The sequence below is a fragment of the Mesorhizobium calcicola genome (genome assembly GCF_042682105.1).
Classification (GTDB): domain Bacteria; phylum Pseudomonadota; class Alphaproteobacteria; order Rhizobiales; family Rhizobiaceae; genus Mesorhizobium; species Mesorhizobium calcicola.
In genome coordinates this window covers 253,023-273,373 of record NZ_JBHUGY010000020.1, presented here as the reverse complement: position 1 = coordinate 273,373, position 20,351 = coordinate 253,023, and the positions used below count along the sequence as shown (strand labels likewise).

The 20,351-nt window shown below is 65.0% G+C and carries 17 protein-coding genes; 11 read left to right on the top strand and 6 right to left on the bottom strand.

Annotation, left to right across the window (positions count from 1 at the left end):
* Positions 1–110 precede the first annotated feature (110 nt).
* The 5 genes from ACFSQT_RS13335 to ACFSQT_RS13315 all read left to right on the top strand — a co-directional run bounded on the left by ACFSQT_RS13335 (position 111) and on the right by ACFSQT_RS13315 (position 6,469).
* Entirely contained in the window at positions 111–938 is an 828-nt protein-coding gene (locus ACFSQT_RS13335) for a ferredoxin--NADP reductase (RefSeq protein ID WP_379019231.1), read from the top strand.
* A 150-nt stretch (positions 939–1,088) separates the two neighbouring features.
* Positions 1,089–2,138 carry a deoxyribose-phosphate aldolase gene (gene deoC / locus ACFSQT_RS13330; RefSeq protein WP_379019229.1) on the top strand — a complete coding sequence of 350 codons (1,050 nt, stop codon included), beginning with the start codon at positions 1,089–1,091 and terminating at the stop codon, positions 2,136–2,138.
* Positions 2,139–2,191: 53 nt separating this feature from the next.
* On the top strand, positions 2,192–4,564 hold the full coding sequence (locus ACFSQT_RS13325; RefSeq protein ID WP_379019227.1) for an aldehyde dehydrogenase family protein: 2,373 nt from the start codon (positions 2,192–2,194) through the stop codon (positions 4,562–4,564).
* A 301-nt stretch (positions 4,565–4,865) separates the two neighbouring features.
* Positions 4,866–5,597 carry an SDR family oxidoreductase gene (locus tag ACFSQT_RS13320; RefSeq protein ID WP_379019225.1) on the top strand — a complete coding sequence of 244 codons (732 nt, stop codon included), beginning with the start codon at positions 4,866–4,868 and terminating at the stop codon, positions 5,595–5,597.
* A 26-nt stretch (positions 5,598–5,623) separates the two neighbouring features.
* Positions 5,624–6,469, top strand: coding sequence for a fumarylacetoacetate hydrolase family protein (locus ACFSQT_RS13315; protein ID WP_379019223.1), 846 nt, complete (start codon positions 5,624–5,626; stop codon positions 6,467–6,469).
* A gap of 163 nt (positions 6,470–6,632) precedes the next feature.
* Here the strand turns inward: ACFSQT_RS13315 and ACFSQT_RS13310 are convergent, their stop codons facing one another.
* The 6 genes from ACFSQT_RS13310 to ACFSQT_RS13285 all read right to left on the bottom strand — a co-directional run bounded on the left by ACFSQT_RS13310 (position 6,633) and on the right by ACFSQT_RS13285 (position 12,991).
* Positions 6,633–7,631, bottom strand: a complete 999-nt coding sequence (locus tag ACFSQT_RS13310; protein ID WP_379019221.1) for an ABC transporter ATP-binding protein — start codon at positions 7,629–7,631, stop codon at positions 6,633–6,635.
* A 61-nt stretch (positions 7,632–7,692) separates the two neighbouring features.
* A complete protein-coding gene (locus ACFSQT_RS13305) occupies positions 7,693–8,754 on the bottom strand; it encodes a Gfo/Idh/MocA family protein (RefSeq protein ID WP_379019219.1) in 1,062 nt (353 codons plus the stop codon).
* Entirely contained in the window at positions 8,751–9,590 is an 840-nt protein-coding gene (locus ACFSQT_RS13300; RefSeq protein WP_184872882.1) for a carbohydrate ABC transporter permease, read from the bottom strand. The genes ACFSQT_RS13305 and ACFSQT_RS13300 overlap by 4 nt, the downstream gene beginning before the upstream one ends.
* A gap of 10 nt (positions 9,591–9,600) precedes the next feature.
* Positions 9,601–10,530: a carbohydrate ABC transporter permease gene (locus tag ACFSQT_RS13295; protein WP_379019217.1), complete on the bottom strand. Its 930-nt coding sequence runs from the start codon at positions 10,528–10,530 to the stop codon at positions 9,601–9,603.
* Between the two features lie 239 nt (positions 10,531–10,769).
* Positions 10,770–12,029: an ABC transporter substrate-binding protein gene (locus ACFSQT_RS13290; RefSeq protein ID WP_379019215.1), complete on the bottom strand. Its 1,260-nt coding sequence runs from the start codon at positions 12,027–12,029 to the stop codon at positions 10,770–10,772.
* 2 nt (positions 12,030–12,031) lie between these two features.
* The gene (locus ACFSQT_RS13285; protein ID WP_379019213.1) at positions 12,032–12,991 is read right to left on the bottom strand and encodes an N-acetylmuramic acid 6-phosphate etherase; all 960 of its coding nucleotides are present in this window, start codon (positions 12,989–12,991) and stop codon (positions 12,032–12,034) included.
* A 198-nt stretch (positions 12,992–13,189) separates the two neighbouring features.
* On the opposite strand from ACFSQT_RS13285, the gene ACFSQT_RS13280 reads away from it, so the two are divergent.
* The 6 genes from ACFSQT_RS13280 (at position 13,190) to ACFSQT_RS13255 (ending at position 20,315) form a co-directional block, all read left to right on the top strand.
* Positions 13,190–14,071 carry a glucosamine kinase nucleotide-binding domain-containing protein gene (locus tag ACFSQT_RS13280; protein WP_379019211.1) on the top strand — a complete coding sequence of 294 codons (882 nt, stop codon included), beginning with the start codon at positions 13,190–13,192 and terminating at the stop codon, positions 14,069–14,071.
* Complete coding sequence (locus ACFSQT_RS13275) at positions 14,068–14,850, top strand: GntR family transcriptional regulator (protein WP_379019209.1); 783 nt, start codon at positions 14,068–14,070, stop codon at positions 14,848–14,850. Before ACFSQT_RS13280 ends, ACFSQT_RS13275 begins: the two co-directional genes overlap by 4 nt.
* Before the next feature lie 14 nt (positions 14,851–14,864).
* Positions 14,865–15,899, top strand: a complete 1,035-nt coding sequence (locus ACFSQT_RS13270) for an SIS domain-containing protein (RefSeq protein ID WP_379019432.1) — start codon at positions 14,865–14,867, stop codon at positions 15,897–15,899.
* A complete protein-coding gene (gene nagA / locus ACFSQT_RS13265; protein ID WP_379019207.1) occupies positions 15,896–17,068 on the top strand; it encodes an N-acetylglucosamine-6-phosphate deacetylase in 1,173 nt (390 codons plus the stop codon). Before ACFSQT_RS13270 ends, nagA begins: the two co-directional genes overlap by 4 nt.
* A 9-nt stretch (positions 17,069–17,077) precedes the next feature.
* Positions 17,078–18,187 carry an NAD(P)/FAD-dependent oxidoreductase gene (locus tag ACFSQT_RS13260; RefSeq protein WP_379019205.1) on the top strand — a complete coding sequence of 370 codons (1,110 nt, stop codon included), beginning with the start codon at positions 17,078–17,080 and terminating at the stop codon, positions 18,185–18,187.
* Positions 18,188–18,263: 76 nt separating this feature from the next.
* Complete coding sequence (locus tag ACFSQT_RS13255) at positions 18,264–20,315, top strand: ABC transporter ATP-binding protein/permease (protein WP_379019203.1); 2,052 nt, start codon at positions 18,264–18,266, stop codon at positions 20,313–20,315.
* Positions 20,316–20,351 lie beyond the last annotated feature (36 nt).

The window sequence follows — 20,351 nt, the reverse complement described above, 5'->3', positions numbered from 1 at the left end:
GAGCTTACCGCTTTGGAGTGAGCAGGCAGCACGCCGGAACCTGAATGGTTCGGGCGCGCAGGTGAAGGTTTGGTGCCCGCGTTCGCAATTGGGCCAGAAGGTTGGATTTGATGAACACCACATCCGCATTCAATACCGCCGGCGCCCGCCCGCTGCAGTTTCCGATTCCGGCCAATGTCTATGCCGAGACCGTCGTTTCGGTGAAGCATTACACCGACCGGCTGTTCTCCTTCCGCATCACCCGTCCGCAGTCGCTGCGGTTCCGCTCCGGCGAGTTCGTCATGATCGGCCTGCCCAATGCCGAGAAGCCGGTGTTCCGTGCCTATTCGGTGGCAAGCCCGGCCTGGGACGACGAGCTGGAATTCTTCTCGATCAAGGTGCCGGACGGCCCGCTGACCTCGGAACTGCAGAAGATCCAGGTCGGCGACACCGTCATCATGCGCCAGAAGTCGACCGGGACGCTGGTGGTCGACGCGCTGACGCCGGCAAAGCGCCTGTTCATGATTTCGACCGGCACCGGCATCGCCCCCTTCGCCAGCCTGCTGCGCGACCCCGACACCTATGAGAAGTTCGAGCAGGTCATCCTGACCCACACCTGCCGCGACAATGCCGAGCTCACCTATGGCCAGGAACTGGTGGCGGGGCTCGAAAGCGATCCGCTGATCGGCGAGCTGACTGGCGGCCGCGTCACCCTCTACAATTCGACGACCCGCGAAGAGTCGGCACGGATGGGCCGCATCACCGCGCTGATCGGGTCCGGCAAGTTCTACACCGACCTCGGCATCGACAAGCTCAATCCGGAAACCGACCGCATCATGATCTGCGGTTCGATGCATATGCTGAAGGACGTCAAGGAACTGGCCGAAAGCCTCGGCTTCGAGGAAGGCTCGCTGCATCATCCGGCGAGCTTTGTCGTCGAGCGCGCCTTCGTCGGCTGAGCCGGGACACCTTCAAAATCTGTATTTTGACCTTACGGTCAAAAATCAGCTGCTTTGGCAGCCTTTTTCAGCTATGACCCGCTGAAGGACTCGTGAAGCGTCAATTCACGGGCTATCTTCGGCGCAAGTCGATGAATGAAAGGGCAGGAGATGAGCAGCACAATCCGCGAAGCCGATCTTGGCTCGCCCAAGGTGACGCCGCTGCCGGCGCGTGCCGCAGCCAATACCCCCGCCCCGCTGGACCACCGCATCGCGCGCAACCCCGGCATGAAGCTCGACCTCGGCTTCATGGAATCGGTGCGCAGCGTCAACCGATCGGCGCTGGAACGCCGCGTCGCCAGCCTGACCAAACGGCGCTCGATCAAGGCCGACAACCAGGCGGCCTGGCTGCTGCGCGCCGTCGCCTGCATGGACCTGACGACGCTGAACTCGAACGACACCGAAGAGCGCGTGCGCCGGCTCTGCGCCAAGGCGATCAACCCGTTCCGCCGCGATATCGTCGAGGGCCTCGGCATTTCGGGCGAGACCATTCGCCCGGCCGCCGTCTGCGTCTACCATCCCTTCGTCGCCACCGCCGTCGATGCCGTGCGCGGCACCGGCATGCATGTCGCCGCGGTTTCCACCGCCTTCCCGCACGGCCTCGCGCCGCTGTCGACCCGCCTGCAGGAGATCGAGGCCTCGGTGAAGGACGGCGCCGACGAGATCGACGTCGTCATTCCGCGCGGGCTGGTGTTCGGCGCCAAGTGGCGAGAACTCTACAATGAGATCGTCTCGATGCGCGCCGCCTGCGGTGACGCGCATCTGAAGGTCATTCTCGGCACCGGCGACCTCGCCACGCTGCGCAATGTGATGCTGGCCTCGATGGTGGCGATGATGGCGGGCGCCGACTTCATCAAGACCTCAACCGGCAAGGAAAGCGTCAATGCGACGCTGCCCGTCGGCCTCGCCATGGTGCGTGCTATCAGGGCCTATTTCGAGGAGACCGGCTATCTCATCGGCTTCAAGCCGGCGGGCGGCATTTCCACGGCCAAGGCTTCGCTAGACTGGCTGGTGCTGATGAAGGAAGAGCTCGGCCGTCCGTGGCTCGAGCCGGACCTGTTCCGCTTCGGCGCGTCGAGCCTGCTGACTGATATCGAGCGGCAGCTCGAGCATCATCTGACCGGTCACTATTCGGCCAATCATCGCCACGCGATGGCTTGAGCACCCCACCCCGATCGGCTTTGCCGATCGATCCGGAGTGACGGAGGAACCCCATGAACATTCTCGACCGCTATCACGCCATGGAGTACGGCCCGGCGCCGGAAGCCCGCAACGAGGCCGATGCGTGGCTTGCCGCGCGCGATTTCGGCAGAGCGCTGTTCATCGGTGGCGACTGGAAGGCCGCTTCCGGCGGCAAGACTTTCGACACCAGCGAGCCGTCTTCCGGAAAACTGCTGGCCAAGGTTTCGGATGCAGGTGCCGCGGATATAGACGCGGCGGTTGCGGCGGCCACCAAGGCGCTGCCGAAATGGTCGGCGTCTTCGGGCTATATCAGGGCGAAAGTGCTCTACGCCATCGGCCGCGCCATGCAGCGCCACCAGCGCCTGTTCGCGGTGCTGGAATCGATCGACAACGGCAAGCCGATCCGCGAAAGCCGCGACATCGACGTGCCGCTGGCCATCCGCCATTTCATCCACCACGCCGGCTGGGCGCAGGCGCTGGACAGGGATTTCCCCGGCCACAAGGGCGTCGGCGTCGTCGGCCAGATCATCCCGTGGAATTTTCCGCTGCTGATGCTGGCGTGGAAGATCGCGCCGGCGCTGGCCGCCGGCTGCACGGTGGTGCTGAAGCCGGCCGAGTTCACGCCGCTGACCGCCATCCTGTTCGCAGAGATATGCGAACGTGCGGGCGTGCCGAAGGGCGTCGTCAACATCGTCCAGGGCGGCCCCGACGCGGGCGCGGCCATCGTCAACCACCCCGGCATCCAGAAGATCGCTTTCACCGGTTCATCGGAAGTCGGCAAGATCATCAGGAAAGCCACGGCCGGCTCAGGGAAAAAACTGTCGCTGGAGCTTGGCGGCAAGTCGGCCTTCGTCGTCTTCGAGGACGCCGATCTCGACAGCGCCGTCGAAGGGCTGGTCGATGGCATCTGGTTCAACCAGGGCCAGGTCTGCTGTGCCGGCTCGCGGCTGCTGGTGCAGGAAGGCATCGCCGATGCCTTGATCGCCAAGGTCAAGACACGGATGAGCCGGCTGCGCGTCGGCAGCCCGCTGGACAAGAACACCGATATCGGCCCGCTGGTCGACTTGACCCAGCTCGACCGGGTCAAGGGGCTCGTCGCCGAAGGCGCCAGGCAGGGCGCCGTCTGCTGGCAGCCGGACGCAGCACTGCCGTCTTCCGGGTACTATCACCTGCCGACGCTCGCCACCGGTGTTTCGCCGGCTAATATTCTCGCCCAGGAAGAGGTGTTCGGTCCGGTTCTGGCGACCATGACCTTCCGCAACACCGAGGAGGCGATCGAGCTTGCCAACAACACGCGCTATGGGCTGGCCGCGTCGGTGTGGAGCGAAAACGTCAACCTTGCCTTGCATGTCGCGCCGCAATTGAAGGCCGGCGTGGTCTGGGTCAACGGCACCAACATGTTCGACGCCGCCTGCGGCTTCGGCGGCTACCGCGAGAGCGGCTTCGGCCGCGAGGGCGGGCGCGAAGGCATGTTCGAATATCTCTTGGCAAAGCTGCCGCTCGGCCAGGTGATCAAGCCGGCGACGACCTCCGCGCAGCCCGTCGAGCAAGGTGACGGCGATGCGATCGACCGCACGGCAAAGCTGTTCATCGGCGGCAAGCAGGTGCGGCCGGACGGCAATTATTCGCTGGCCATCGCCACAGCCAAGGGCAAGCTCGCTGGTGAAGTCGGGCTCGGCAGCCGCAAGGACATCCGCGACGCCGTTTCGGCGGCGCGGGCCTGCAAAGCCTGGCCGGAGGCGACCGCCTACAACCGTTCCCAGGTGCTCTACTATCTGGCCGAGAATCTTTCCGGCCGTGCCGGCGAGTTTGCCGCCCGCCTCACCGAGTTGACCGGGGCGACGCCCAAGGCCGCGCGGGAAGAAGTGGAGCAATCGATCGAGCGGCTGTTCCTCTATGCCGGCCTTGCCGACAAGTTCGAGGGCCGCGTGCACCAGCCGCCGGCCCGCGCCGTGACGCTGGCGCTGCACGAGCCTGTCGGCGTCGTCGGCATCGTCGCACCCGACGCCTCGCCGCTGCTTGGCCTGATCTCGCTGGTCGCACCGGCGCTCGCCATGGGCAACACCGTGGTCGCGGTGCCGTCCGAACGCTACCCGCTGCTCGCGACAGATCTCTATCAGGTCATCGAATATTCCGACGTTCCGGCCGGCGCCATCAACATCGTCACCGGCCGCACGGCCGAACTTGCCGGCGTGCTGGCCAAGCATGACGATGTCGACGGGCTCTGGGTGTTCGCCGATGCCGACACCTGTGCCAAGGCGGAGGCCGAGTCCATCGGCAACCTCAAGCGCGTCTGGAGCGGCAACGGCCGCAGCCTCGACTGGGCGTCCGACGAGGCGGCCGGCGATGCCTTCCTGCGCCGCGCCGTGGAAGTGAAGAACGTCTGGGTGCCTTACGGCGACTGATGCATGTCGCCCAAAAGCATGCCCTCGGGCTTGACCCCGGGGTGCACAGCGGTTTTGGGACAACGACATGCATAAGACGGAGAACCAGACCGCGTCGTGCGCTTTGGGTGGTTTCGACGCGCTGCCGTGATGCTGATCGTCTTCGGACTTGACGCCCGGACAAGTGTTCTTTAACGAGAAAAAACATCTTTATCTGTGGGCTGACAGGCGCGCAGGCCGCATGATGGCGTCCGACTGGCCCATGACGCCCCGGCCGACTGCCGATAGACCCGAACGATCCCAAGCGGGCGAGGAGAAGAGCATGGCTGATCTGGCAGGCAAGGTCGTTGTCGTCACGGCGGCGGCGCAAGGCATCGGCAGGGCGAGCGCGCTGGCCTTCGCCAAGGTGGGTGCTGACGTCCATGCCACCGACATCAACGAGGTGCTTCTCGCCGAGCTCGCCAAGACCTCGGGCATCAAGACCCACAAGCTCGATGTGCTCAACGACGAGGCCGTCAATGCCGCCTTTGCCGAGATCGGCGTTGTCGACGTGCTGTTCAATTGCGCCGGTTTCGTCCATTCCGGCTCGATCCTCGAGATGAAGGACGCCGATCTCGATTTCGCCTTCAACCTCAATGTCCGCGCCATGATCCGCACCATAAGGGCGGTGCTGCCCGGCATGCTGGAGCGCGGCGACGGATCGATCATCAACATGTCGTCGGTCGCCGGCGCCGGCAAAGGCGTGCCGAACCGCTTCGCCTATGGCGTCACCAAGGCCGCCGTCATCGGCCTGACCAAGGCGATCGCCGCCGACTATGTCGGCAAGGGCATACGCTGCAACGCCATCTGCCCCGGAACGGTCGAGAGCCCGTCGCTGCAGGACCGCATGCATGCGCAAGGCGATTACGACGCCGCCCGCGCCGCCTTCATCGCCCGCCAGCCGATGGGCCGGCTCGGCACGCCTGAGGAAATCGCCGATCTCGCCGTCTATCTGGCCGGCGCCACCTATACGTCCGGGCAGGCCTATAATATCGACGGCGGCTGGTCGATCTGAACCAATCTGACTGAGGAGAGCATACCATGAAGCTGCTGCGCTATGGCGAGGCAAGGAGCGAACGCCCCGGCCTGCTCGATGCGGATGGAACGATCCGTGATCTCACCGGCCACGTCGCCGATATCGGCGGCAAGGCACTCGATCCGGCATCGCTGGCGACGCTGGCCAAGCTCGACCCGAAGTCGCTGCCTGCGGTTTCCGGCAAGCCCCGCATTGGCGCCTGCGTCGCCGGCACCGGCAAGTTCATCTGCATCGGCCTCAACTATTCAGACCACGCCGCCGAGACCGGCGCCACCGTGCCGCCCGAGCCGATTATTTTCATGAAGGCAAGCTCGGCCATTGTCGGGCCGGACGATGACGTGCTGATCCCGCGCGGCTCGGTGAAGACCGACTGGGAAGTCGAACTGGCCGTGGTCATCGGCAGAAAAGCCAAATATGTCAGCGAAGCCGACGCGCTCGACTATGTCGCCGGCTATTGCGTCGCCCATGACGTGTCCGAACGCGCCTTCCAGGCCGAGCGGCAGGGCCAGTGGACCAAGGGCAAGTCCTGCGACACCTTCGGCCCGATCGGCCCGTGGCTGGTGACCAAGGACGAGGTCGCCGACCCGCAGAACATCAAGATGTGGCTGACCGTCAACGGCAAGACGATGCAGAACGGCTCGACCAAGACCATGGTCTACGGCGTCGCCTACCTGGTTTCTTACCTCAGCCAGTTCATGTCGCTGCATCCCGGCGACATCATCTCGACCGGCACGCCGCCCGGCGTCGGGCTGGGCATGAAGCCGCCGGTGTTCCTGAAGGCTGGTGATGTTGTCGAACTGGGCATCGAGGGGCTCGGCCAGCAGAAGCAGACGTTCAAGGCGGACGTGTAGGCGCATAACCTCTGAGGTTGCGCCGCCCCTCATCCGCCTGCCGGCACCTTCTCCCTGTAAGGGACGGGGAGAAGGGACAAGCTCCGGCGCTGACGACCCCCTCTCCCCGTTCTTCACGCGGAAAGGGTGAGGGTGAGGGGCAGCGCCAACCTATGCAGCCAAATTACTTCAACGCCTTCCCATCAGCGCCAAACCGATACGTCTTGGCCGGGTCCGGCGTCGCATAGAGGGTGGCACCCGGTTCGGCATCGTAGACGCCGAAGATGCGCACGGTGATCAGCCCGGCCTTCTCGCAATCGAGATAGAGGTTGGTGTCGGCGCCGAGATGCTCGGCGTGGACGACCGTACCCTTCCAGGCGCCGGATTTCGGATCGACGGTCAGGTGTTCCGGCCGCACGCCGATGGTCTTGGCGGTTTCACCAAGCCTGGCGCCGTCGACGAAATTCATCTTCGGTGAGCCGATGAAACCGGCGACGAACTCGTTCGCCGGCGAATTGTAGAGCTCCATCGGCCCGCCGATCTGCTCGATCCGGCCGGCGTTCAGCACGACGATCTTGTCGGCCAGCGTCATCGCCTCGACCTGGTCGTGGGTGACGTAGATCATCGTCGCCTTCAGCCGGCGATGCAGCTGCGCGATCTCCAGCCGCGTGTTGACGCGCAGCGCCGCATCGAGATTCGACAGCGGCTCGTCGAAGAGAAAAAGCTTGGGCTCGCGCACCACGGCGCGGCCGATGGCGACACGCTGGCGCTGGCCGCCGGAGAGTTCCGCCGGCCGTCTTTGGAGATAGGGCTCCAGCGACAGCATCGACGAGGCAATGCCGATGCGGCGATCGATCTCGGTCGCTGGCGTGCCGGCCTGCTTCAGCCCAAGGCCCATATTGTTCTTCACCGTCAGATGCGGGTAGAGCGCATAGGTCTGGAACACCATGGCGATGCCGCGCTTGGCCGGCGGCGTGACGGAGACGTCCTCGCCGTCGATGACGACGCGGCCCGAGGTCGAATCCTCCAGCCCTGCGATCACCCGGAGCAAGGTCGACTTGCCGCAGCCCGACGGGCCGACGAAGACGACGAATTCCCCGTCCGTCACCTCGAGGTTGATGCCTTTCAGCACCTCGACCGGCCCGAAGGCCTTCTTCACGTTCTCGATGTTCAGCGAGCCCACTTTGTTCCTCCGGATTGGAATCTGAGCGCCAAGGCACCCCCCTTTGACGACAAATCCCTGGTCACAATCGCACCGTCTTTCCGCTGCGCACGCTCTCGTCCGCGGCAAGGCAGACGGCGAGCGATTTGACCGCGTCGTCCACGTGTTTGGTGAGATCCAGATCCTCGCGGATCGCCTTCAGCACGAAGGCCTGTTCGAGATCGCAGAGATCCTGGTGGCCGGGCTCGCCTGCCATCGAAAGCATTTCGTCGGCCTTGGCGAACTTGCCGTCCGGGCCGGTCGCCGCACTGTGCAGGCGAATGGTCGAGGTCTTGGTGTGGGTGTCGATGTCATCGGACTTGACGCCCTCCTTCATGACGATGGACACGCAGCCGTTCGGCGAAATCACGTCCTTCACGAAGAAGGCCGTTTCCGAAATCATCGGCCCCCAGCCGGCTTCGTACCAGCCGACGGAACCGTCATCGAACAGCACCTGCAGATGGCCGTAATTGTACATCGAGGGCGCAACCTCCTCGGTCAGCCGCAGCCCCATGCCGCGCACCTCGATCGGCCTGGCGTCGGTGATCTGCAGCATGACGTCGAGATAGTGCACGCCGCAGTCGACGATCGGCGACGTCGTCTGCATCAACTGCTTGTGCGTCTCCCAGGTGGGACCTGAGGATTGCTGGTTGAGGTTCATGCGGAAAACGTAAGGGCCGCCGAGCTTGCGCGCCTCGGCGATCAGCCTGATCCAGGACGGGTGATGGCGCAGGATGTAGCCGATCACCAGCTTCCTGCCGTTGGCCTTGGCCGCCGCGACGACGCGTTCGGCATCGGCCACAGTCGTTGCCAGCGGCTTTTCGACGAAGACATGGCAGCCGGCCTCGAGCGCCTTCACCGCATAGTCGGCATGGCTGTCGGAATAGGTGGCGATGCAGGCGACATCGGGCTTTTCATCGCGCAAAGCCTCGTCGAAGGAGCGCCTGATGCCATAGAACGAAAGCCCGTCCGGCAGCGGCACGTCGGAGCGGTTGACCAGTGCCGCGATCTCGAAGCCCGGATTGCTGTGATAGGCCAGCGCGTGGCTGCGGCCCATATTGCCGAGGCCAGCGACGACGACGCGAAGGGGTGCTTGCGAACTCACTTGACGGCTCCCGAGGTGATGCCGCGGATCAGCTGCCGCGAGAAGATGACGTAGAGGATCAGCACCGGCATGATCGCCAGCGAGAGTGCGGCCAGGATGGCGTTCCAGTTGGTGACGAACTGGCCGAGGAACAATTGCGCGCCGAGCGTCACCGTCTTGGTCTCTTCCGACGGCGCCAGGATCAGCGGGAACCACAGATCGTTCCAGATCGGGATCATGGTGAAGACGGCGACGGTCGCCATCGACGGCCTGACCAGCGGCAGCACCAGGCGGAAGAAGATGGTGTATTCGGACAGCCCGTCGATGCGGCCGGCGTTTTTCAAATCGTCGGACACCTGCTTCATGAATTCCGACAGGATGAAGATGGCGAGCGGCAGGCCTTGCGCGGTGTAGACCAGGATCAGCGCCGTCAGCGTGTTGACCAGCCCGCTCGCTACCATCAGCTGCAGGATGGCGACGGTGCCGAGGCGGATCGGGATCATGATGCCGAGCGCCAGATAGAGCCCCATCAGCGAGTTGCCGCGAAAGCGGTATTCCGACAGCGCGAAGGCGGCCATGGCGCCGAACAGAAGCACGAAGAACAGCGAAGCGACGGTGACGACGAGGCTGTTCTGGAAATAGTGGATGAAGTCGCCCTGGCCGATCACCGTGGTGTAGCCGATCAGGTCGAAGGTGCCGGGCGTCGGCGGCGTCAGCGGCGCGCCGAAGATGCCCGCGCGAGACTTGAACGAATTCATGATCACCAGGATCACCGGAAACAGCGCGATCGCCGTGTAGGTCAAAAGAATCGCGTGGGCGCCGATGGTGCGGGGCAGGGAACGGGTGGCGGTGCTCATCTCTTGCCCCTCAGAACTGGTAGCGACGCAGGCGCGTCTGCACGAGGAAGAGATAGACGCAGACGCCGCCGAGGATGATCAGGAACATCATCGTGGCGATCGCCGCGCCCATGTTGGGATCGCCGACCTGCAGCTGGAAGCCGAAGAAGGCGCGGTAGAGGAAGGTGCCAAGAATATCGGTCGAATAGTTCGGCCCGGCGAGCGCGCCTTGCGCGGTGTAGATCAGGTCGAAGGCGTTGAAATTGCCGACGAAGGTGAGGATCGAGATGATGCCGATCGACGGCAGGATCAGCGGCAGCTTGATCTTCCAGAACTGCGACATGCCGGTGATGCCGTCGCATTCGGCCGCCTCGATCACCTCTTCGGGGATCGACAGCAGGGCGGCATAGATCAGCATCATCGGGATGCCGACGAACTGCCATACCGAGATCAGGCTGAGCGCCGTCAGCGCGTATTCTTCCTTGCCCAGCCAGGGCGTGAACAGGCTTTTCAGGCCGACGAGGTCGAGCAGATGCGGCGCCACGCCCCACAGCGGCGACAGGATCAGTTTCCAGGCGAAGCCGACGATGACGAAGGACAGGATGGTCGGCACGAAGATCGCCGTGCGGTAGAAGGCCGAGAATCTCAGTCTTGGGCTGGACAGCAACGCGGCCAGCATGACGCCGATCGGGTTCTGCACCAGCATGTGGATGATGAAGAACCAGGTGTTGTTCCTCAGCGCATTCCAGAAGTTGACCGACCAGTTGGGGTCGCCGAACAGCGTGCGGAAGTTTGCCAACCCAACGAAGACCTGATGCTGCTCGATGTTGCGGAACAGCGAGAGCTGCAGCGTGCCGGCCAGCGGCAGGATCATGATCGCCGTGTAGACAAGCACCGCCGGCGCCAGGAAGACGCCAATGTGCCAACGGAACGGTCTTTTCGGTCTGATATCTGCGGCCATGAGTTCGGTCCCCGCCGTCTCTCGGTTCCAAATGGGTGTTGATCTAGATGATGCCTCGATGCACGGCCCGAACATTCTTGCCCCATGCGGCAAGAACAAAGGCCTGCGACTGATCAGCTAGCCTTCCCCAAGAAGAGCAAGGGTAGGGCCGAGAGGCGGTGCCGACAATCGCTATCTGAAATCCAGCATAGTCCGAGACCGGCCAGGCGTACGCCCGGCCGATCTCGTTGCCTGAGCCCTTACTTCGCCGGCTTGTACCAGCTGTCGAGGCCGGCCTGCAGCTTCTTGGCGGCAGCTTCCGGCGTGTCGGTGCCGTTGATGACGTTGGCCGATTCAACCCACGTCTCGTTCTCGAGGTTCGGCGTGCCGCGCGACAGGATCTGGTAGGTCGAGCGGATCGTCGACTTGCACTTGTCGCGCCAGGAGACGAATTCCTGCGCCAGCGGGTCTGCCATCTTCACCGGCGAGGAGTTCAGGCTGAAGAAGCCCGGCAGCGCGTTGGCGTAGATGGTGGCGAAGTCCGGCGAGGCGACCCAGGACAGGAAGGTCTTGGCCGCATCGGCGTTCTTCGAAGCCGCATTCAGGCCCATGCCGATATCGGTATGGTCGGAGATGTAGCAGGTGTCGCCGGCCTTCTCGACCGGCGGCGGGAAGGCGCCCATCTTGAACTGGGCCTGGGTGTTGAACAGGCCGATTTCCCACGAGCCGGCCGGGTAGATGGCGGCGCGGCCAAGCGTGAACAGGTTCTGGCTGTCCGGATAGGTCTGCGCCTCGAAGCCGTCGCCGAGATACGGCTTCCACTTGGCCAGTTCCTCATACGGCGCGACCCAGTCCTTGTCGGTCAGCTTCTGCTCGCCCTTGATGAGGGCTGCGCGGCCGTCCTCGCCCTTCCAGTAGTTCGGGCCGATGTTCTGGTAGCCCATGGTCGCGGCTTCCCAGAGATCCTTGGTGCCCATCGCCATCGGGATGTAGGTGCCGTCGGCCTTGATCTTGTCGAGCGCGGCGAAGAATTCGTCGCGGGTCTGCGGCACCTTGATGCCGAGCTTGTCGAAGGCGTCCTTGTTGTAGATGAAGCCGTGGATGACCGAGGCCATCGGCACGCAGAAGCTCACCTTGCCGTCGTCGGTCTGCCAGGCGGACTTGGCCACCGGCGAGAAGTTCTCCATGCCGGGCAGCGCCGAGAGGTCGGCGAGGTTGCCCTTCTTGAACAGCTCGAGCGACTTGTCGAACGGGCGGCAGGTGATCAGGTCGCCCGCCGAGCCGGCGGCAAGCTTGGCGCCCAGTGCGGCGTCATATTCGGTCGGCGCCGATGGCGCGAAGACCACCTTGATGCCCGGGTTCTTGGCTTCGAAAGCCGGGATCAGCTTGTCCTTCCAGATGGCAAGGTCGTCGCCGCGCCAGCTTTCGATGTTGAGCGTTACGTCGCCGGCATAAGCCACCCCGGCCGAGCCGAGAATGCTGGTGCCCAGAAGCAGTGCCGTCAGTAGTTTCGTTGTCATGCTCAGTCTCCCTGTTGACCTTTTTCAGGTTCGGTTTTGATGAGAACGGAGGCAGTGCGCCCCTTGCTCCCCTCGATCGCGGAAAGCGCCGGCCTCAGCCTCTGGCCGGTTCCTTCCAGCAGTTTCTCCGCCGCATCGGCGCTGTCGGCGCCGGCGGCGAGCAGAATGGCGGTCTTGACCGCGCCGCCGCTCTTCTCGAGCAGCCGGGCCGCTTCGTCCGTGCCGCGCCCGCTGACGGCGGCGACGATGCGCGCCGCGCGGTCGCGCAGCTTGATGTTGTCGGCCGTCAGGTTGACCATGTAGCCGTCATGCACATGGCCGAGATGGATTGCGGTCAGCGTCGACAGCATGTTGAGCGCGATCTTCTGGGCGGTGCCCGCGCCCATGCGCGTCGAGCCGGCGATCAGTTCCGGCGGCGTTTCGAGCAGGATGGCGGTTTCAGCCTGCCGCAGCAGAGCCGAGTCCGGGTTGTTGGCGATGCCGATGGTGGCGGCACCGCGAAGGGCGGCCTCCTCGATGGCCCGCACCGCATAGGGCGTCGCGCCGCTGGCGGAAATGGCGATCAGGCAATCGCCCTTGCCGATCCCGGCATCGATGACGGCTGTTGCGGCCTCCTCGGCATCATCTTCCGGCCCGCCGGCCAGTGTCTTGAAGGCTTCGTCGCCGCCGGCGATCAGGATGGCGATGCGGTCGCGGTGGATGCCGAACGTACCGGGCAATTCAAGCGCGTCGGCCAGCGCCATCAGGCCGGAACTGCCGGCCGCGGCATAGGCAAGCTTGCCGCCGCCCTTCAGCCTGCCGGCGACGATCTCGGCCGCTTTGGCGATTGAGGGAATGGCATTGCGCACGACCTTGGCGGCTTCGAGCTGCGCATCGGCCAAAGAAGAAAGGATGGCGTCCGGGGTCTGGATATCCAGCCCCTCGGCATTTTGGTGAAGCGCTTCGGTGCGCGTTTCGGCCATCCCGGTTCCTCCAATGCGGAAACAATACCAAAAAAATACCACTTGTCCACACGCATTCACGAATTCGCTGGTCGGAAATCGCTGAGCCGGCGAAATGCATAGGGTTTTCAACAAAATACGGCTTAATCTTTTTGAAACGGAAATTAATCCTTGGCTATTGGTATTTTATTGGTATTATCCGCCCGGAGGAGAAATCGCGTGAATTTCGTGCTCGGTATCGATGGCGGCGGCACCAGCTGCAGGGCCGCCCTGGCGACAGCGGACGGCACCGTCATTGGCCGTGCCAAGAGCGGCGCCGCCAACATCCGCACCGACCTCACCGGCGCCCGGTCGAACATCGTCGAGGCCGCGAGGCAGGCGTTCATCGCCGCCGGGCAGGATCCGGAACTGATCCCGCAAACACCAGCCATTCTCGGCCTTGCCGGCGCCAATGTCGGCACCTACCGGCAGCAGCTCGAGGCGATCCTGCCGTTCAGCATCAGCCGCGTCGAGACCGACGCCGAGATCGCGCTGGAAGGCGCCGTGGGCTCCGGCGACGGCGCCATGGCCATCCTCGGCACCGGCACCGCCTATATGGCGCGCAAGAACGGCAGGTCGCGCGCCATCGGCGGCTGGGGCTTTCAGGTCGGCGACCAGGGCAGCGGCGCCCGCATCGGCCGCGACCTGCTCGAACAGACGCTGCTTGCCTATGACGGCGTCCGCGAGGGTTCGCCGCTGACGCAGAGCATGCTCGCGGTTTTCCGCAACAATCCGCAGGACGTGGTCGAATTCACCACCAACGCCAAGCCCGGCGATTTCGGCGGCTTCGCGCCCAAGGTGTTCGAGCATGCCGAAAGGGGCGACAGCGTCGCCAACTGGATTTTGGACAGGGTGGTCGCCGATGTCGAAGCCTCGCTCGGCGCGCTCGACCTTTCGGATGACGCGCCGCTGTGCCTGCTCGGCGGGCTGGCGCCGCTTTACGCGCCGCGCCTGTCGGCGCGCTACCGGGCGCTGCTGAAGCCACCGCTCGATGATGCATTGGGCGGTGCGGTGCAGATGGCGGCTCGCCTTTTCGCCGGGACAGCGGAGGCGGCTCGATGAGCGACGCCGCCGACCAGATCTTCGCCACGCTGAAACAGTCGTCGCAAAGCGGCGCGCCGCTCTATCTGCAACTCAGGAAGAGCATCGAGGACGCCGTCAACCGCGGCCTGATCGGCCCCGGCGATGCACTGCCCTCCGAGCGCGACATCGCCACCAAGGCCGATATTTCGCGGGTGACCGTGCGCAAGGCGGTGCAGGACCTGGTCAAGGGCGGCATCCTGGTCCAGCGCCACGGCTCCGGCACCTTCGTGGCGGCGCGTATGGAGCGCGTCGAGCAGTCGCTATCGCGGCTGACATCCTTCACCGAGGACATGGCGCGGCGCGGCATGGCGGTGCGCTCGGCCTGGCTCGATCGCGGCCTTTACGCGCCCTCGCCCGACGAGATGATGGTGCTCGGCCTGTCGTCGAACGAACTGGTGGCGCGGGTGGCGCGCCTGCGCATCGCCAACGACACGCCGCTGGCGATCGAACGCGCCTCGCTGTCGGCCAGCGTGCTGCCTGATCCGGCCGGAATAGGGTCCTCGCTCTATGCGGCGCTGGAGACGACCGGCAACCGGCCGGTGCGGGCGGTGCAGCGTATTTCCGCCGCCAATCTCGGCGATGGTGACGCGCGCCTGCTTGAGGTGCCGCCAGGCGTCGCCGGCCTGCACATCGAACGCATTTCCTATCTGGCGAGCGGCAAGGTGATCGAATTCACCCGCTCTATCTACAGGGGCGACGCCTATGATTTCGTCGCCGAACTGCGGCTGACAGGGCCGAGCGAAGAGGGCCGACCATGACTACAGAGCCGACGATGCCGACAGCGCCTACCCATATGCGGCGCGAGATCGAAGAGATCCCGCAAGCCGTCGCCCGCCTGCTCGACGGCTCCGGCGCCGTGCTGACCGAGGCCGGACGCGGCATCCGCGAACGCGACCCGCAGTTTGTCGTCACCGTGGCGCGTGGTTCGTCCGACCATGCCGCCACCTTCATGAAATATGCCGTGGAGCTGACCGCGGGCCTTGCCGTGGCTTCCGTCGGCCCCTCGATCGCCTCGATCTACGGAGCCGAGCTCAGGCTCGGCCGCTCGGCCTGCCTGGCGATCTCGCAGTCGGGCAAGAGCCCCGATATCGTCGCCATGGCCGAGACGGCACGGGCCGGCGGTGCGCTGACCATCGCCATCACCAACACCGCCGATTCGCCGCTGGCGCGCGCCTCGGATTATGCGATCGATATCCTGGCCGGGCCGGAGCGCAGCGTCGCGGCGACCAAGACCTTCATCAATTCCGCCGTCGCCGGGCTTGGCCTGATGGCGCATGCCACCGGCGACGAGGCGCTGCTGGCAGCGCTTTTCCAATTGCCCGAGCATTTCGGCAAGGCGATCGCATGCGACTGGATGACGGTGCTGTCCGAAACGATCGAGAAGCAGAAGTCGCTGTTCATCCTCGGCCGCGGCCCGTCGGCGGCGATGGCCAACGAGGCGGCGCTGAAGTTCAAGGAGACCTGCGGCATGCATGCCGAGGCCTATAGTGCGGCCGAAGTCATGCATGGCCCGCTGGCGCTGATCGGCCCCGACTTTCCGGTGCTGGCGCTGGCCGCGCGCGATGCATCCGAACCGTCCGTCGCCGAAGCCGCCGACAGCCTGGCGGCCAAGGGCGCGCCGGTGTTCGTCACCTCCGCACTTGCCCAGCGCGCCGTGCGCCTGCCGCATGTCGCCACCGGTCATCCGCTGACCGACCCGCTGGCGCTGATCGTCTCCTTCTACATGTTCGTCGAAGCCTTTGCCCGCCATCGCGGCCTCGATCCGGACACGCCGCGCAATCTTCGCAAGGTGACGGAGACCGTATGAGCGACCGCTTTGCCCTGACTGGCGCCCGGATTTTCGACGGCGACGACTGGCATGACGGCGCCGCACTTGTCGTGCGCGATGGTCTTGTCGAGGCCATCCTGCCCACAGGTGCCATTGCCTCCGACATTCGCGTCGTCGAGACCGGCGGCGGCATGCTGGCGCCCGGCTTCGTCGACCTCCAGGTCAATGGTGGCGGCGGCGTCATGCTCAACGACCACCCCGATGTCGCCTCGCTCGAAACCATCTGCAAGGCACATGCGCCCTTCGGCACGACGGCGCTGCTGGCGACGCTGATCACCGACACGCCCGCCATCACCGCCGCCGCAATCGCTGCCGGCGAAGCAGCGGCGCTGCGGAAGGTGCCAGGCTTTCTCGGGCTGCATCTCGAAGGACCGCATCTGTCGATTGCCCGCAAGGGCGCGCATGATCCGGCGCTGATCCGGCCGATGCTCGACGCCGACCAGGCGCTGCTGATCGCGGCGCGGCAAAGACTGCCGGTGCTGCTCACCACCATAGCACCCGAATCCGTCGAACCGGCGCGCGTCTCGGCGCTGACCAAGGCCGGAATCATCGTCAGCCTCGGCCATTCCGACACCGGCTACGCCACGGCCAGCACCTTTGCCGCGGCCGGCGCCTCGATGGTCACCCATCTGTTCAACGCGATGAGCCCGATCGGCAACCGCGAGCCAGGGCTGGCTGGCGCGGCCATCGACATCGGCACATTGTCGGCCGGTCTCATCGCCGACGGCATCCATGTCGATCCCGCGACCATCAAGATCGCGCTGCGGGCCAAGCAGGGACCGGCCCGGATCGTGCTGGTCAGCGACGCCATGGCGACGATCGGCACAGACATGACCTCTTTCACGCTCAACGGCCGCACCATCTACCGCCGGGATGGCAGCCTGCGGCTCGCCGACGGAACGCTGGCGGGTGCCGATCTCGACATGATCTCGGCCGCTCGATACGTCCACCGGGTTGTCGGACTGGACCTGTCGGAGGCCTTGCGGATGGCCTCGCTCTACCCGGCGCAAGCGATCGGCCAGTCGCACCGGCTCGGGCGTTTCGCCAACGGCACGGCAGCCGATATCGTTGCGCTGTCGGACGATCTCGACATCGCCAGCGTCTGGATCGGCGGCGACAAGGTTTTTGCAGCCGACAACGCTCGATGACATCAGGCCATGCATGACGTCGATTGCGTCATTGCGGGAGCGGGTGTCGTCGGGCTGGCCATCGCCAGGGCGCTCGCTCTGTCGGGACGCGAGGTGCTGGTGGCCGAACAGGCCGGCGCGATCGGCACCGTCACCAGTTCGCGCAATTCCGAAGTCATCCACGCCGGGCTCTACTATGCGCCGGGCAGCCTGAAAGCCCGACTCTGCGTCGAAGGCCGCGAGCGGCTCTACGCCTATTGCGGCGAGCACGATGTCGCCCATGCCCGCCCCGGCAAGCTGATTGTCGCCGTCGATCCGAACCAATTGGACAGGCTGGGCGCGATCAGGGCCAACGCGCGGAGTTGCGGGGTTGGCGATCTCGAGCTTTTGACGCAGGCACAAACCGAAAGCCTCGAACCCGCGCTGCAATGCGCCGGCGCGCTGCTGTCGCCTTCGACCGGCATCGTCGACAGCCAGGCGCTGATGCTGTCGCTGCGCGGCGACGCGGAGGCCGCCGGCGCTTCCTTTGCGTTCCTCACCACCGTCTCCAGCGCCGCCCTTGAAGTCGATGGGATCCGGATCGAAACGCGAGATGCCAATGGCGAAACCTTCACGGTGCGGGCCGGCGCCTTCGTCAACGCCGCGGGCCTCGATGCGCAGGCCCTCGCCGGCCGCATCGAAGGCTTCCCGCAAGGTCTTGTTCCGCCGCTGTGGCTGGCGCGCGGCAATTATTTTTCGCTCTCGGGACGGTCGCCCTTCTCGCGGCTGATCTATCCCGTGCCGGTTAACGGCGGTCTCGGCGTCCATCTGACCCTCGATCTCGCCGGCAGCGCGCGCTTCGGCCCGGATGTCGAATGGATCAACAGCGTGGACTATTCGGTCGATCCCACCCGTAGTGCGGCCTTCTACGACGAGATCAGGCGCTATTGGCCCGATCTTGCCGACGGTGCCCTGCAGCCGGCCTATGCCGGCATCAGGCCGAAACTGTCCGGCCCCGGCCAGCCGGCGGCCGACTTCATGATCCAGGGTCCGGCCGACCATCGCGCCGGCCAAATCGTCAACCTGTTCGGCATCGAAAGTCCCGGCCTGACGGCAAGCCTGGCGATCGCCGACCATGTCGTCGGGCTGCTGTACCCGTAGTGACAGCCGCTCTCGGGAGTTGTCATCTCGAGCGGACGTCATGAAACCTTTTGATTTTTAAGCCGTTATCGCCGTTATGTCCGGGGATAAATCCAAGCCGAAATCGGTTGACGGCACCAACCCGAACGGTGCTGAAAAGTCGCGCCAAGAAAGGTCGGGCGAAGAGAGGTCGCGCGAGGAGAAGATATCGGCTGTCGAAGCCGCACCTGAGGTCAACGGCCAGGCCGCACCGCCGCCGGAGGCCGTCGAACCCGATCCGCAGCTGACGCCCGAGCAGGCCGAGCAGGCGCGCAAGAAATATCTGCTGCGGCGCTTCTGGATCAGCGCGCGCGGTTACTGGAGCCGGCGCGGTGACCGGCTCGCCTGGCCTTTCACCATCGGGGTGCTGCTGCTGATCTGCATCAATATCGGCTTCCAGTATGGCATCAATGTCTGGAACCGCTCGATCTTCGACGCGCTGGAGCAGCGCAACGCCCGCAACGTCTATTTCCTCAGCGCCGTGTTCGTGCCGCTGGTGATCTGCAGCGGCAGCCTTGTCGTCGCGCAGGTCTATCTGCGCATGACGATCCAGCGCCGCTGGCGTTCCTGGCTCACCACCGCGGTCATCGCACGCTGGCTGGCAAGCGGCCGTTACTATCAGCTGAACCTCGTCAGCGGCGACCACCAGAACCCCGAGGCCCGCATCACGGAGGATCTGCGCATCGCCACCGAGTCGCCGGTCGATTTCATCGCCGGCGTCCTCAACGCGTTCCTGTCGGCCTCGACCTTCATCGTGGTGCTGTGGACGATCGGCGGCGCGCTCTCCCTGCCGATCGCGGGGTCGAGCATCACCATTCCCGGCTTCCTGGTCATCACAGCCATGATCTATGCCGCCATCACCTCCACCTCGATGGTGGTCATCGGCCGCAACTTCATCCATCTCTCCGAGCAGAAGAACCAGGCGGAGGCCGAATTGCGCTACACGCTGACGCGCGTGCGCGAAAACGGCGAGAGCATCGCCTTGCTCGGCGGCGAGGAGGAAGAGCGTAGCGGCATCGACAGGAATTTCGGCCATGTGCTCAGGCAATGGGCGCTGCTGACCGGCCAGCACATGCGCACGGCGCTGGTGTCGCAGGGATCGAGCCTGTTTGCGCCAGTCGTGCCGATCCTGCTTTGCGCACCGAAATTCCTCGAAGGCGACATGACGCTTGGACAGGTGATGCAGGCTGCCTCTGCCTTTGGCATCGTGCAAGGCGCGTTCGGATGGCTGGTCGACAACTACCCGCGCCTTGCCGACTGGAACGCCTGCGCGCGGCGCATCGCCTCGCTGATGATGTCGCTCGATGGGTTGGAGCGCGCGGAACAGAGCGACACTTTCGGACGCATCAACCGCGGCGAAACCGCAGACGGCGCGATGCTTAGCCTGGACAATCTCTCCGTGACGCTCGACGACGGCACCGCCGTGGTCAAGGAAACCGGGGTCGAGATCGGACCGGGCGAGCGGGTGCTGGTGGCCGGCGAATCCGGTTCGGGCAAGTCGACGCTGGTGCGGGCCGTCGCGGGCCTGTGGCCGTGGGGCGGCGGCAGCGTCAATTTCCACGCCGACCGGCGGCTGTTCATGCTGCCGCAACGGCCCTACATCCCCTCCGGCACGCTGCGCCGCGCGATCGCCTACCCCGCCGCCGCCGACAACTGGACGATCGACGAGATCAAGGCCGCCCTCAACAAGGTCGGCCTCGCCTATCTCGCCGCCAAGATCGAGGAGGACGCGCCCTGGGACCAGACCTTGTCGGGCGGCGAAAAGCAACGGCTCGCCTTCGCGCGTCTGCTGCTGCACAGCCCCGATATCATCGTGCTCGATGAAGCGACCTCGGCGCTTGACGAAAAGAGCCAGGACAAGATGATGGAGACGATCATCCACGAACTGCCGAAGGTCACCATCATCAGCGTCGCGCATCGCGCTGAGCTGGAAGCCTTCCACAGCCGCAAGATCACGCTGGAGCGGCGCGAGGGCGGCGCCAAGCTGGTCAGCGATATCGAGCTTGTCCCGCGCAAGGGCAAGCGCAACCTGGTCGCGCGCGCCTTGTGGGGCTCCGGCGCTCCGTCCAAGGCGCCCGGCTCCGGCAGCAAAGCAACTCCAAAAAGCTGACCTATCGCTGGCGAACCGGCGTTTGTCGAGTTCCCA

Excerpts from the sequence above, each read along its gene's own strand:
- ACFSQT_RS13255 (WP_379019203.1), top strand. The coding sequence starts at position 18,264 with ATGTCCGGGGATAAATCCAAGCCGAAATCGGTTGACGGCACCAACCCG.
- ACFSQT_RS13275 (WP_379019209.1), top strand. The coding sequence starts at position 14,068 with ATGAGCGACGCCGCCGACCAGATCTTCGCCACGCTGAAACAGTCGTCG.
- deoC (WP_379019229.1), top strand. The coding sequence starts at position 1,089 with ATGAGCAGCACAATCCGCGAAGCCGATCTTGGCTCGCCCAAGGTGACG.
- ACFSQT_RS13270 (WP_379019432.1), top strand. The coding sequence starts at position 14,865 with ATGCCGACAGCGCCTACCCATATGCGGCGCGAGATCGAAGAGATCCCG.
- ACFSQT_RS13315 (WP_379019223.1), top strand. The coding sequence starts at position 5,624 with ATGAAGCTGCTGCGCTATGGCGAGGCAAGGAGCGAACGCCCCGGCCTG.
- ACFSQT_RS13325 (WP_379019227.1), top strand. The coding sequence starts at position 2,192 with ATGAACATTCTCGACCGCTATCACGCCATGGAGTACGGCCCGGCGCCG.
- ACFSQT_RS13320 (WP_379019225.1), top strand. The coding sequence starts at position 4,866 with ATGGCTGATCTGGCAGGCAAGGTCGTTGTCGTCACGGCGGCGGCGCAA.
- ACFSQT_RS13335 (WP_379019231.1), top strand. The coding sequence starts at position 111 with ATGAACACCACATCCGCATTCAATACCGCCGGCGCCCGCCCGCTGCAG.
- ACFSQT_RS13285 (WP_379019213.1), bottom strand. The coding sequence starts at position 12,991 with ATGGCCGAAACGCGCACCGAAGCGCTTCACCAAAATGCCGAGGGGCTG.
- ACFSQT_RS13295 (WP_379019217.1), bottom strand. The coding sequence starts at position 10,530 with ATGGCCGCAGATATCAGACCGAAAAGACCGTTCCGTTGGCACATTGGC.
- nagA (WP_379019207.1), top strand. The coding sequence starts at position 15,896 with ATGAGCGACCGCTTTGCCCTGACTGGCGCCCGGATTTTCGACGGCGAC.
- ACFSQT_RS13260 (WP_379019205.1), top strand. The coding sequence starts at position 17,078 with ATGCATGACGTCGATTGCGTCATTGCGGGAGCGGGTGTCGTCGGGCTG.
- ACFSQT_RS13290 (WP_379019215.1), bottom strand. The coding sequence starts at position 12,029 with ATGACAACGAAACTACTGACGGCACTGCTTCTGGGCACCAGCATTCTC.
- ACFSQT_RS13300 (WP_184872882.1), bottom strand. The coding sequence starts at position 9,590 with ATGAGCACCGCCACCCGTTCCCTGCCCCGCACCATCGGCGCCCACGCG.